Here is a 13717-nt window from a genome sequence, read left to right on the forward strand (position 1 = left end):
GTGCTGGCGTTTGTTCTTTCTGTGGCTGTGATGTTAACCCCGGGACATCCTTCTTGCTGCTGTTCCACTTATTTTGTCACCTGGTTTCTCAGGCAATCCAAAAAATCATTCAGATGACCGTCTTCCAGATAGAATCGATAGTGCTTGCTAGCACTGCGCAATTCAAAACGGCCTTCATCTTCTGCGATCAGCCTGACTAAGAGGTCAAAAGCTTGCCTTGGACTCGTGCTGCCTAATCTGACCAAATGGGAAATGCTGTAACTGCGGGAAGCGTTTGACAAGTTCAGATTGCCGTAATACTTTTTCCAGTCCGCGGTAAAAATCTCAACAGGCTGGCCGGTACGAAAATAACTGAAGTTTTCAAAGCCGACTGGATAAGAGATATCGGCTTTCAGTGCGACATACCGCCGGTTAAAGCCGTGATCCGCGACGAGCGCAATCTGAAAATCCGCTGCAATGTTGTTGTCCTGATTTCTGGCCAGATGGTAAAGGTCTAACCGGCAGGAGCGGGCATCCAGTTTTGTGGTGCTGGTCGGCAGAGGCAGAGGAGGGGCGCTGGAAGCAGAGTAAGCTACGAACAGCATGAAAAACACTGGGAGACGACCATACATCACTTGATTTTCCAGTTCATCGAGACAGGCATTACCCCAGTTAAACTCGAGACCTTATTGAATTGTTCGTTACTAATAGCATAGCGACTGGGTGACTATCAGTGAGGCAGGGAATGGAGCTAAGTTATTGATCTGGCAATTAAGTGATGCGAAATCTCATAAGTGAGTAATTCAGGCCTGGTAGATCTTCGCTTTGACCATATGACGGTACTGAGACGGACTCAGTGTAAACTGTTGCTGGAAACGGGTACTGAAATGATGGGCATCACGGTAACCGACCTGCTCTGCGACATCCTGAACAGATAATCCGAAATCACGTAACAGGATTTGTGCCGCTTCCATGCGCAGAGACTGTAAATATTCATGCGGAGTCTGGCCGACCTGGGTTTTGAATCGGCGTTGAAAAGTACGCAATGGCAAACCGCAATGCTCAGCCACGTCTTTTGCTGTTATGGGCCGCGATAAGTTGCGTTTGATCCAGTCCTGTGCCAGCGCGATGGATTCATCAAACTGGACCTCCCCGCCAATCTGATAGAAGGGTTGCTGATCCGACTGAGAGATTTCATGCCCGAAATGCGTTTCGACCGTTTTTGCCACGCTTTGGCCAAAATGCTCACGAATCAGGTACAGGATCAGCTCTGATTGCGAGTTGATACTGCCGGTACAATACAAACCATTGGCAACAGTAATGGATGCCTGGCGGTTCAGTACCACGGCCGGGTAGCGCGCGGCAAATTTATCGTAATAATACCAATGCGTGGTTGCGACTTGCTGATCAAGCAGCCCGGTTTCGGCCAGCCAGCACACACCTGTACCGGTTGCGATAATTTTGGCGCCTTGTTGGTACTGGCGGCTCAGCCATGACACCAGTTCCGGGCATTGCTTCAGCGCGGAGATCGGGTTGCCCCAGATAGGCGGCAGAATCACAAAATCGAATTGTCCTGATTTTTTCAGGGTCAGATCCGGTTGTAACCGCAAGCCGGATTTGACCGCTGGCGGCGAAAGGCTTTCTGCAACCACCGAAATAGAAACGGGCTTTGACCTCTGATCCTGTTTGGGCCTCAGGCTGGCAGCACTGCTCAGCATCTCTGCAGCAAGAGAAATACCTGTAATTAATGCACGCGGATAAAGGACAAAGGCAATCTTCATGGTCAGCGCTCTGTTTTAAACATCATGAGTAAGTTATTCGGGGCGATTTTTTCTGAACCTGAGCTGAAGCCGGCATCTCATCCCGACACAAATTTGTCATCTTGGGCAGGTTTGGCATTTATGTCAGCAATTATGGCGTAAAAGCCAGGTGAATTGCCAGTGGAACTTGGTAATCTGATAGACAAATAAATCATGAAGCAAGAAGCATACAATGAAATTACCTCTGATTGTCGGAATGGGCGGTATCAATGCCGCAGGTCGTAGTTCAGGTTTTCACAGTTATAAACGTATGCTGGCAGACATACTGCCGGCCAGCGATATGCATTCAACCTGGCAAGATCTGGCGCACCGAATGGGCCTGGCAGACGGTGACATCACTGACACTGTGATTGAGGCGATCAAAGACGGCACCTTAATTCGTCGTATTGAAACCTTCGATCCTAATCGTGTACTGCAGCAATATAAAACGGCGATTTCAGGCGGTAATGAACAGATCTGTTTCACGCTGCGCAAATCCAAGCTGCCCGCGCATGTGCCAGAGAACTGGCATCTGGAAGAAGAGGGTAGCAAAGTCCATATCACAGTCACTGGTGAGCTGGATGCGCTGCTGGCCGATTATGTCACTTTCCCTGTCAGCAGCGGCGGCAACATTCCCCGTGGCTTTGAACCGGGTAAGTTATATAACTCACGGTTTCATCCGCGCGGACTGCAACTGACCATTTACGGCGCTTCAGATGCGCTCAATTCCCTGGGTGTTGACTGGTCGGAAATACTGACTCATATCCGTCCCGACGAAGTGGCCGTGTATGCCGGTAGTGCGCTGGCGCAGATTGATGATCAGTCCATCGCTGGTATGGTGGCCGCACCGCTGACCGGCGGCCGGGTCAGCTCGAAAATGATGGCTTTATCGCTGGCTGAAATGCCAGCCGATTTCATCAATGGCTATGTGATTAACAGCGTGGGAACAACGGGGACCAACATGGGTGCCTGTGCAACCTTCCTGTACAACTTGCGTCAAGGCATGCAAGACATCCAAAGTGGTGCGGCCAAAGTGGCGATTGTCGGAAACGCCGAAGCGCCTGTAGTCTCGGAAATCATGGAAGGTTTTCGCGTGATGGGGGCGCTAGCTGAAGACGCACAAATCTGCGCCCTGGATGACAGCGAAACCGTAGATAACCGCCGGGCCTGTCGTCCGTTTTCTGATAACGCCGGATTTACCATGGCAGAGTCAGCCCAGTTTGTGGTGCTGATGGAAGAAGAGCTGGCCCTGAAACTGGGCGCAAACATCTATGGTTCTGCTGCCGATGTGTTTATCAATGCCGATGGCAATAAAAAATCGATTTCTGCACCGGGCGTTGGCAACTATGTCACTGTTGCGAAGGCTGCGGCGCTGGCGCAGGCCATTCTTGGCCCGGACGGTGTGAAGAAAACCTTTGTCCAGGCGCATGGTACAGGTACACCGCAAAACCGTGTGACGGAAAGCCACATACTCAACGAAGTGGCAAAGACTTTTGGCATTGAAAACTGGCCGGTGACGGCGATTAAATCTTATGTCGGCCATTCAATGAGTGCGGCAGCCGGCGATCAGCTGATGGCTTCTCTGGGGGTCTGGCAGTACGGCTGGATTCCGGGCATCAAGACCATTGATCATATTGCCGATGATGTGCATCAGTCCAATCTGAATATTCTGATGGATCATTACTTTGCCGGCACAGCGGGTGATGATATGCAGGGCGTGATCATTAACGCCAAAGGTTTTGGTGGCAACAATGCATCAGCCTTGGTGCTGTCGCCACAGAAAACCCTGGCGATGCTGCAAAAGAAATACGGTCAGCTTGCGATTGCCGAATATCTGGCACGTAATGTCAAGGTGCGTGGCGTCACCGCTGCGCATGATCAGCAGGCTTGCCAGGGTCAGGAAGAAATCCGCTATTCCTTTGGTGAGTCTGTGATGGATGAAACCTCAGTGACCATGACACAGGACAGCCTGACACTGTCGGCGTTTGGTGAAGCCATTGCATTGCCAACTGCCAATCCGTACGCCGATTACGAATAATCTATCTGTTCTCTGCAAAAAAATTCGGGCAGCGAAAAGCTGCCCGAATTTTTACAGATGTAAACGACCGCTTGTTGTCGCGGTGACGATGGCCGTGTTTATTCTTCCCATTGGATCAGTTGATCTTTTGGCCAGTTACAGCCGGTATCGTGATACTGTTTTTCCAGCAGATGACGCTTAATTTTCAGCGTAGGGGTCAGGATACCGTTCTCAATACTCCAGGGCTCTTTGATCATCAGAACCCCTTTGATCTTGGCGTGTGATTCCAGTTCCTGATTGATGGTTTCGATCGCCCGGCTCACTTTTTTCGCATATCTGTCACGGTCAAAATTAGGGTAAGCATGCGCGACTGCCAGCAAAATAGGGGCCGGCATCCCTGAACCCACCACACACATCATTTCAATGCCACAAAGTTCAAAGAGGCGTTTTTCAATCGGAACCGGTGAAACGAATTTGCCTTTCGCTGTTTTGAAGTTGTCTTTTTTCCGGCCCTGAATCGTCAGGAAGCCTTCTTCATCCAGACTGCCAAGGTCGCCGGTATGCAGCCAGCCTGCCTCATTAAAGCTTTCTTTGGTCGCAATGTCGTTTTTGTAGTAACCAGAAAACAGGCCTTTGCTGCGCACCAGAATTTCATCATCTTCGGCGATCTTGATATCGACTCCCGGTCCCGCATTGCCGACCGTGCCGATCTTGTCGCTACGAAACGGAAGATTGAGTGTGCCATAGGCATAGTTTTCCGTCATTCCCCAGGCTTCGGTGATATTGAGCCCGATGCTCTCATACCAGCGCAACAGTGCCGGTGAAACCGGAGCGGAACCACAGCCAAGTACCCGTGCTTCATTCAGGCCCAGGCCGTCTGCCAGTTTGCGTTTGATGAGACCAGACACAAAAGGGATTTTCAGCAAGATGTTCAGTTTTGCCTGTGGCAGTTTTTCCAGAATCCGCTGTTGAAATACCGTCCAGAGGCGAGGGACTGAGATAAATAATGTCGGGCGGTGCATTTTGACGTCTTCAATGAAAGTATCCAGTGATTCGGGAAATGCAACCTGCACGCCTGCCATCATTGACGTCCCCAAAATATAAACACGCTCTGTGATGTGCGCCAGAGGCAGATAGGAGAACAGACGTTCATTTTCTATGATGCCGATATGCTCGATCAGGTTCTGCGCTGAAAAAGCAAAGCCGCCATAAGAAAGAATGGCCCCTTTGGGTAAGCCTGATGTGCCGGATGTATACACCAGCGACATCACATCGTTGTCCTGATGGGACGGGCGCTCTTCACTCGGTGCGTGCGAGTCAATGAGCGCATGGAATGAATGCTGACATTCCGGGGTATTCGGGTACGGGAAGCTCACCGTGATGATCTCTTCCAGATTCTGGCAGACGCTGTTGATCGCGCGGTTATCATCCAGTTTACCGATGAAAACCAGCTTGGCTTCACTGTGCGTCAGGCAGTGCTCTATGGTGTCTGCACCGGCTGTTGGAAAGACAGGCACACTGATGTAACTGCCGAGCATCATCGCCAGATCGCAGATATACCATTCTGCGCAGTTTTTCGAGATCAACCCCACTTTGTCGCCAGGCATGAGGCCCTGAGCACGTAACGCGCTGACAAGACGAAGTGCCTTGTCGACAACTTCAGCGTAGGTAAAATCGGTAAACTGCCGGTTAATGATCTGGCGGAGAAAAATGTCATCCGGGCGCTCTTCTGCCCATTTCAACATGCGTTCATGAGGTAATGCCTGCGTCATGAGCGAATCCCTTAATGTGTCTGGCTGTAAAGGCAAAGTCATTGTAATGTTCCATTCCGTGGTTGTTATTATCTTGTTAAATAATTAAATGCGGCTTTAGGTGGAGCGTCAAGATATCACTGTATTGTATTTGCGGTAAAAATCTAACTTAGTGATCAAAAATAGCGATTGAAGTCATTGATAAAGCAGGAAGAGAGTCTGGCTGGCTGTACACCTGCAGCAGCTCTGTGAATTGTCAGAGCTGCGATGCAGTTTGCATGTGTTTTTGTTACTGAATGTAAACAGTCACCTGAATGAAGGGGATCCGTTACTGTGCTTGTGGCGCGGCAGGCGCCTGATACGCTTTCGTCCCCCACAGTGGCACAGTGGACAGGCTGTGTTTATAGCTGCCTGATGTTTCTTTGGTGGAATAAGACAAATACATCAGTGTCTGGCTGTCGTGATCAAATACCCGGCGAATTTTCATGGTTTTGAAAAAAACACTTTTTGACTTTTTGAATACCACTTCACCTGATTTCGATTTATCAATCGCGGCGATCATTTCCGGGGTAATTTCACCGGTTTGCCGGCAGGAAATGGATGAATCACTGGGATCGGAAAAATCCAGATCCGCTTCGATGCTGGCAATGTGGCAAGTGACACCAGGGACCAGCGGATCATTGAGCACATTCAGTTTGATGTCTTTGGTGGTAAATACGCCCAGACTGACGTCACCGACTTCGTTGTCTGAACAGCCTGCCAGTAAGGATGCTCCTGCGATCATGGCAGAAAAGAGCAGAGCGCGCTTCATGCAAAGTCTCCATTGTTCTGTAAGAATCGTGTGTGGAAAGGCGTCCGGAAAATAAGGACGCTTTCGCGGCGTGTGCATTCAGTTAGCGGTTTCTATTGCTTTTATTGGCTGCATGCCGTTCCAGATACCAAGATAGCAACCCGCCCAGCATGACTCCAGAAAGATTTGCCACGGCATCGGAAAAAGAGCTCTCGCGCCCAAGATGAAGAATGCCCTGAAAAACTTCAAGCAGACTGCCAAACATCATCAGCCCGACAAGCAGAGTCGTGTAGAAACGGTATTGCCGGCTGACACAAAGTGCCAGCATGGCGAAAAGCATATAAGTCAGCCCATGAAGCAGTTTATCCAGGCCTGATATGCCGTAACTGTCTAAGTCGGCCAGTGACCCTTTCTCTGCGGCCGGCATTAAGGTCAGTCCTGCGATAAAAACGCCATATAAGATAAATAGCAGCCATATCCATATCAGTAATTGCCGCGCTTTCAGTGAAACATACAGTGAGATAGGTTCCGTATGCTTGCTCATGGTCGATTGCGTGAGCTTAACAGCTGATTCAGGTGCCGAACGGGAATGGCATAAGTGATGGCGCTTGGCTGACTCAGTGCGTTTTCTTTGCTGGTTTGGACTAAGACCTTATTGATGACGGCGATGACTTCACCAGTATCCTGATGGTAGACCGGACTGCCGCTGTTTCCGGGGTAGGCCGTGGCATCAAACTGATAGACGACAAAAGGATTTTTCAGATGTTTGAGGCGCGCAACTGATAGCTCTTTTGCGGTGCGGGCCGGGACTGCAATGGGCGTGATGCTGGATACCATACCTCTGTGTGTCACCGGGTACAGGCCGAGTACGGCACCGATGGGAAAGCCCGTGAAGCTGTAGATCTCACCTTCACGCACCGGGCGGGGGAAAGCGACAGGCTGGGTAAGGGACTGCCTGTAATTTTCAGTAAGGCCAGATCGTGCTCGCTGTCACGTGCGACCACGGTTGCGGTGCGCACATCCGGCGAAGTGCCTGTCCCGACAAAGACAACAAAGCCGGTGCTCCTGTCCACTTCGATGGCCGTGGGGACAACATGATTATTGGTGGCAACCAGTGTACCATCGCCGACGACAAAGCCAGTTCCGATGAGATTCGCCCGCGGCGTCGCCAGCTTGTTATAAGTGCCGACGCCGACCACTGAAGGTTTTATTTTCGCAATCACGTCAGGCAATGCGGCTTGCGTGTTCGCGGTTGCAAGCAGCACACAGCCAAGGCAGAACAGCATTCGCATGATGAGCGGAGTGACTCGACGGCTACAGAAAAGCATGATTTTTTTGTCCTTACACGCTGGCAGAAAAGAAGGTGAACCTATCGCCCCGCATTGCGGGGCGTGAGTTTACAGCTGGATTTGTTCTTCCAGTTTGTTTTTTAACATCAGTAGCTTAGGGTCGGAGGTTGTCACGCCAACGAGAATTTCTCGTGCATTTTCCTTCATATTATTTGCCAGCAGGCTTTCTGCATAGTGAAGGGCGATTTCAGGATTAGTCTGTGCCTGTTTATAGGCTTTCTCCAGCATGGGCAGTGCATTGGCGGCCTGTCCTGATTTCAGCAGGCAATAACCGTAGGTATCCTGAATTTGCGGGTGCTCTTTCGCTAACCCTAAGGCTTTCGAAGCACTGTCGCAGGCTTGCGGATACTTTTCCTGAGACAAATACAGCCAGGCAAGATTATTCAAAGCCACGACATTATCGGGCTGTTGCTCCAAAATGCGCCGGTATTGCGCAATCGCCTGTTCAGGCTGTTGCTCAAATTGCAGCTGAGCCAGGGTCAGGCGCAAGGGAGCGGCTTTATCACCGTACTCTTTGATGACCCCCTGCAGGAATGCAATGGCTTCATCAGCTTGCTGGTTCAATGAATAAGCACTGGCCACATCGTTGGCGCTGGCGATCCCAGGTGAGGCATCATAGCGTTTCCGTTGCCACTCAATCGCCCGGGTAAAATCTTTGCGTTGCAGGTAATTCAGGGCTTGTAATCGCATGAAATAAGCTTGAGCCTTGACGTTGTCCGGCAATGCATCCAGCGTAGCCTGGCTGGCGCTGGCATTGTCCAGTTTCAGCTGCAACCCGGCTTTCATCAGTGAAAATATCGCCGTGTTCTGAAATAACTGTTCGGCTTTTTCAGCCAGTAACAGGCTGTCTCTCATTTTGTTGTTTAATTCTTTAATCTGGATATTGCGCATATAGGCTTGCTGGCTGAGTACATCTTGTTCAAGCCATTTGGTGTATGCCGGCTCGGCCTGACGGTAGTCGCGCTGACTGAAATAGATATCACCCAGCAGTCGCCAGCTTTGTGCGGTTTGCTGCTGGGGGTCAGACTCGTCATGAGACTGAGTGCCTGGTCCGGTTTTTTGCAGCATATAACCGCGGGCCAGATCTAATTTCAGTGCGGTATCATCCGGGTGTGCATCGACCTGAGAGGCGACCAGAGACACCGCCTCATCCAGCTGATCACTGAGCCGGCCATATTTGTACAATGCCCGGGTAGTCAGATTCTTTCCCGGGTAATCGGCATAGGCGGTGCGGGCATACCCGAACGCGGTGGCCATATCATTTTTGCTGGCGGCAATCTGGCCAAGCCCCAAGGTGGCTTGCAAGTTCTTGGGGTCTTTTGCCCGTACCTGCTGATAGATGGCTTGCGCCTGATCGGGCTTTTTCTCAATTTGCAGCACCAGCGCATTCAGCATCTGAGCCGTCTGATCGTCCGGATTACGTTCAAGCCAGGTCGCGACAAGTTGTTTGACCTCACTGGTCCGGCCTTGTTTTAAGTAATAATAGGCCAGACCCAAATTCGCTTCCGCCAGGGTCGGGTCGGAATCGAGAATGTGCTGGAGCGTTTCGACCCCAGTCGTATCATTACTGGCTAACTGAAGCAGCCCTAAACGAAGCTGTTTGCTGGTGGTTGGAGTCTGATTGGCTTTTTCTGCCAGTGACATCGCGGCGTCATTACGGCCGACTCTGGCAAGTTCCAGACTCATATCTGAGATAAAGTCGCTGCTTGCCTTGTCCGTGGCATCGAACTGATTCATGGTTTGCATGGCACCTTCGATGTCGCCCAGCTTAAGCTGGCTGGACGCATACAAGCGTTGGATCAGATGGTTTTGCGAGACAAAAGGTGCGACTTTTTCAAATCGTTCATTGGCCTGTTCATAATTTCCCTGATGATAGGCAACGACACCCGAAATTAAGTAAGTGGGCAGGTTTCTGGAACCGTTTCGGATGGCTAAGTCGGCGTGGACTTTTGCTTCAGTCTGTTTATCTTCGGCGTAGAGAATGGTGGCCTTCAGTTCATTGCTCAGGACGTGACCGCTTAATACCGTCAGCAGATGATCGACATACTTTTCAGCTTCCTGGTACTGCTCCGTTTTCACCAGCGCCTGTGCCAGATACAGGGTGTTTTGTAAGGCTTTCGGCGCGGTTTCTACGGCTTTGCGATAGCTCTCTGCTGCGGCTTTGTTATGACCCATGCTGGTTTCAATATGGCCTTTCAGCAGCCAGGCGTCACTGCTGGCGGGGTACACTTGTACGATGTTGCTGACCTGGCTCAGCGCTGTATCATTGAGCGCTTTGGTGGCATCTAAACTGGCTTTGGCAAGGCGGGAATAGAGCGTGATCTGTCCGGTTTGTTCGACCCGCTGAAAGGCTTGTTCAGCGCCATCTGAATCGTTATCGAGCAACAAAGCCAGAGATTCGATCGCGTATATATCTGCCAGTGCTTCAGCTTTCCGGCTCTGCGGATGTTTGGCCAGATCCATGATATCGGTTGTTTTTTTCTGTCCCAGATAAGCCTGGGCAAGCAGTGGTTCAATCGCGTCTTTCTCGTCGGCGCTTCTGAGTGCTTTATACAATTCTTTTTCGGCACTGGCATAATCGCCCTGAGCCAGGTAAATCTTGCCCAGCATAAGCCGGGCCTGGTTGGCATCCGGGTGTTGCTGTATGGCATTTTTCAGTTCAATCACCGCCGCATTGATTTGATTGCTGCTGAGATAAGTCTCTGCTTTGGTCATGTACTCATCAACAGACTGCTCTCCACAGGCTGTGAGTGTGACAGCGACAACACCAGCGAGTGCCAGCACATGAAATGTGGAGCGAGGTAAATTGGCCATATTCATCCCTGTCAGAATTTTAAGATGGACTTTTTTAGGATAGTCACATTTTTGACACTGAGACCAATCGCATTGACATAAAAACTGTTGCTGCACTTGCCATGACATGAAAAAACGCCGATCAAAGCGCCTGAAAAGTGTGTTGTCTGTTGCTCTGCTATGCTTGAGGCGAACGGATAAATCACGACGCAGGGCAAAGAAATGGAAAGCAAAAACAGTTCGATACAGTGCGAGTGGATGGTGAACCCCGATCAAAAGTGGTTAGAAAGACACTGGCGTGCGCTTGAGGCGCAGGCTGAACCGAATCTGTTTTTGTCCTGGTTATGGATAGGCACCTGGCTGGATTGTTTTGTGGACAACTGCTGTGTTGTTCTCGCCCGGCAAGAGGACAAAATTGTCGGCCTGGGCATTATCGTGATGAAAGAGAAAAAGATCGCCGGTTTGTCCTATGGCAGACAATTCTGCCTTCACCGGACAGGTATTCCCTCGCAGGATCAAATCTGGATAGAATATAACGATTTTCTGATGGAAAAGGCGCTGGCCAATACCGTTCGCCCGCTGATGACAGCCTGTGTGATGTCGCAAATGAACGGGACGGATATCTTTGAGATTGGCGCCAGTCTGGATGTGGATTTTGTCAATCATGGGCCACAGTCCGTGGCGGCGGATTGTGGCAGCGGAGGGGCTGATCCTCAGCCCGTCTTATCCGGGCTGGCACTTGCAGAAAAAGAGGTCGTGTGGGAGTCGGTCGGCTTTGCACTGGATTTTGGCCCGCTGAAGGATGAGCAGCAGACGCTCGACAGCTTCTTGTCGCGAAATGCCAGATATCAGATAAAGCGCAGCCTGAAGAAGTACAGTGCGCTGGGTGAAGTGAAAATCACGACCGCTTCTTCTGTCACGCAGGGACTTGAGTTTTTCAATCATGCGGCGGACTATCACCTGAGCCGTTGGGGCAGCAAATCAGAACAAAGTGGTTTTGCGAATCCCGGTTTTCTTCATTTTCATCACGAACTGATCCGGCGCGGGCTGCCTCAGCGGCAGGTTGCCATTCACCACCTGCAGGCCGGCGAGGAAGATCTGGGGGTGATTTATAATTTTCACCATGCCAACTGGGTGCTGTTCTATTTAAGTGCGCTGAATTATGGCTCGGGAGATAATCATCTGAAGCCCGGTTTGGTTGCGCACTATCTGCTGATCCAGGATGCCTGGAATAAAGGAGCACTGGGATACGATTTTATGGGCGGGATTGCCCGCTATAAAAAAACGTTTGCCAACCGAGAGTGCCGGTTGGCAATCAGTCAGTTCCGTTACCCGCATTTTACCTATTCAGTGAAGAAGGTTATTCGTGCTTTGAAGCGACGAGCTCTGAAGCGTCGGGTGTTGTCCGAAAGCAGTTCTGACTGTCCTTAAAGGCCCCGGCAAAGGTGTCTTGTGCACTGACCGGATTGCCACAGAAGTCCGAAAGATTCTTTTCCTGAGCCGTGACAGGATAGCCAGTGGCACTGCGGGTTAATTTGGCTTTGATTTCATCGTCTTTGGGTGAGAAATTACCGATGGCTGGCGAGGTAAACCAATCGTCCAGTTTCTGTTTTTCGGTCAGATAGTCAGGGGAAAGAATCAGGTTATGGGAGGCCGACGCTTTACCCTGGTCGCGTTCCCGTATTTTGCCGCTCACAATGTTGTTAATCAGCTCGGCACTGGATTGCGCAAACCGGACGTCGATGCCTGAGGTGTGATAGAGAATGTTGTTGTTTACCAGCGAATTACTGGATTTATTAATGTAAAGACCCACATCATTACAGTGCAGAACGATATTGTTACGCACAGTATGCTGATCCCCTTCGAAAGCGATTTGTCCTCGCCGGTTTTCCTGTTCCATACCGCCGCCACCGAGTGACAGACCAATCTGATAACCATTATGTTTCCGGCTGGTGCTGTTACAGATAACCAGGTTGTTTTCTATGATGCCTTGCTCGTTGCCGCCTTTCATGAAAGCGCCATAGCTGACCTGATTGCCACCGGATTTGATGAAATCACGAATGATGTTGCGGTCAATACGCCAGGCATTGCCATGGTCAAGGTTGATGGGCGTCACGGATCTCGAGGTGTCTCTTGGCTGAGTATTGTAAAAGTGATTGCGACGAATGGTGCCGTGATCCGGAAACTTGTCCGCCATCCGGTTGACCTTGATGGCGGCGTTGAAATCAATGAAGACATTGTTCTGAACCAGGCTGTGATCGGCATCGCCAACAATGTGCAGCGCATGATCGCAATCGGAAGGGGTTGGACAAACACCTTGAAAGGTCAGCCCTGATACCGTCCAGTAGGGCTGGTTAATCACTATCCCTTCCAATCCGTCGAGCTGCAGCAGCACTGTACCCGGTTCTTCTGCCCGTAAGACCACAGGACGCGATGCAGAGGGTGTAATCTGGCTGATATTCAGGCGCTTGCTGCTGAAAAAGTAAGTGCCTTTTTTCACGACTATGTCCTGGCCGGGTAACACCTCTTCCAGTGCTTTTTCAAAACTTTGTTCATCGGATACCCAAAGAGTGCCGAGCGAAGCGGGTTTGATCGCTTCTGGCTGAGGGCCTGCTGATGACCAGTCAGGTCCGACGGATGGCCAGTATCTTGTATCAAATTCGCGCCAGAAATAGGAAGGACTGGCGAGGTTACTGGCGACACTGGCAACGGCCTGATTGACAGGTGTCAGGCTCGGAAACTCTTGTTCAATGTGGCTGACTGACTGGCGCAAAGCGGCGGGCAGGGTCTGATTGTGTTTGCTCCAGTGTTTCACCAGAGACACACCGGCAACAAGGATGACCACGTGAGCGAGAACACCGATTGTCGCGAGATATGTTTTTATTCCTTTCGAAATCATCAGTCCGCTCCCGGCTAAAATCTGCTTTAAAAGTGTGATTAACATCAAACAATATTCATGATCGAGTATAGGTAAGAATGTTGGCATCGGGTGAAGCAAGTACCACAAATTAACCATCATTCTTCCATGTTATCAGGCTGAATATGAGTGCCGTGCTGGCGCAATCACTGAGTGGAGGGAAGCAGAAAAACTGAAATTATAAGCAGTTAGCTCAATGGCTGAAGGCGAAAGGACGATAGCTGGCAGGAATGGATTCAGAAAAAGGGTAAGACAATTTTATGATCTGACATGGTGGCACCGGGGTTCATGTGCCATTTTTAACTGAGGTATCCCAAAGAAT

9 protein-coding genes and 1 pseudogene are annotated in these 13717 nt (G+C 50.4%); 2 read left to right on the plus strand and 8 right to left on the minus strand.

Annotated features, from left to right (window positions below; genetic code table 11):
• Positions 1-68: 68 nt before the first annotated feature.
• Both P4S53_RS00245 and P4S53_RS00250 read right to left on the minus strand, forming a co-directional pair.
• The gene (locus tag P4S53_RS00245) at positions 69-584 is read right to left on the minus strand and encodes a hypothetical protein (RefSeq protein ID WP_337110843.1); all 516 of its coding nucleotides are present in this window, start codon (positions 582-584) and stop codon (positions 69-71) included.
• 198 nt (positions 585-782) lie between these two features.
• Positions 783-1760: a GlxA family transcriptional regulator gene (locus tag P4S53_RS00250; protein ID WP_337110844.1), complete on the minus strand. Its 978-nt coding sequence runs from the start codon at positions 1758-1760 to the stop codon at positions 783-785.
• A 211-nt stretch (positions 1761-1971) separates the two neighbouring features.
• Here P4S53_RS00250 and P4S53_RS00255 point away from each other — a divergent pair, with 211 nt between their 5' ends.
• Entirely contained in the window at positions 1972-3816 is a 1845-nt protein-coding gene (locus P4S53_RS00255; protein WP_337110845.1) for a beta-ketoacyl synthase, read from the plus strand.
• A gap of 98 nt (positions 3817-3914) precedes the next feature.
• Here P4S53_RS00255 and P4S53_RS00260 read toward each other — a convergent pair whose 3' ends face one another.
• From P4S53_RS00260 to prsT, 5 genes and pseudogenes are all read right to left on the minus strand, one after another.
• Positions 3915-5567 carry an AMP-binding protein gene (locus P4S53_RS00260; RefSeq protein ID WP_337110846.1) on the minus strand — a complete coding sequence of 551 codons (1653 nt, stop codon included), beginning with the start codon at positions 5565-5567 and terminating at the stop codon, positions 3915-3917.
• 307 nt (positions 5568-5874) lie between these two features.
• On the minus strand, positions 5875-6357 hold the full coding sequence (locus tag P4S53_RS00265; RefSeq protein WP_337110847.1) for a CreA family protein: 483 nt from the start codon (positions 6355-6357) through the stop codon (positions 5875-5877).
• 82 nt (positions 6358-6439) lie between these two features.
• Positions 6440-6880: a VanZ family protein gene (locus P4S53_RS00270; RefSeq protein ID WP_337110848.1), complete on the minus strand. Its 441-nt coding sequence runs from the start codon at positions 6878-6880 to the stop codon at positions 6440-6442.
• A pseudogene (locus P4S53_RS22550) lies at positions 6877-7664 on the minus strand (S1 family peptidase). The gene P4S53_RS00270 and the pseudogene P4S53_RS22550 overlap by 4 nt, the downstream one beginning before the upstream one ends.
• Before the next feature lie 69 nt (positions 7665-7733).
• Positions 7734-10499, minus strand: a complete 2766-nt coding sequence (prsT, locus tag P4S53_RS00285) for an XrtA/PEP-CTERM system TPR-repeat protein PrsT (protein ID WP_337110851.1) — start codon at positions 10497-10499, stop codon at positions 7734-7736.
• 201 nt (positions 10500-10700) lie between these two features.
• On the opposite strand from prsT, the gene P4S53_RS00290 reads away from it, so the two are divergent.
• Positions 10701-11909 (plus strand): GNAT family N-acetyltransferase, encoded by a 1209-nt coding sequence (locus tag P4S53_RS00290; protein ID WP_337110852.1) that lies wholly within the window; start codon positions 10701-10703, stop codon positions 11907-11909.
• On the opposite strand, the gene P4S53_RS00295 is transcribed toward P4S53_RS00290, so the two are convergent.
• On the minus strand, positions 11839-13377 hold the full coding sequence (locus P4S53_RS00295; RefSeq protein WP_337110853.1) for a chondroitinase-B domain-containing protein: 1539 nt from the start codon (positions 13375-13377) through the stop codon (positions 11839-11841). The two genes, P4S53_RS00290 and P4S53_RS00295, sit on opposite strands and share 71 nt — an antisense overlap.
• Positions 13378-13717 lie beyond the last annotated feature (340 nt).

This window comes from Photobacterium sp. Hal280, from assembly GCF_037162255.1.
GTDB lineage: Bacteria > Pseudomonadota > Gammaproteobacteria > Enterobacterales > Vibrionaceae > Photobacterium.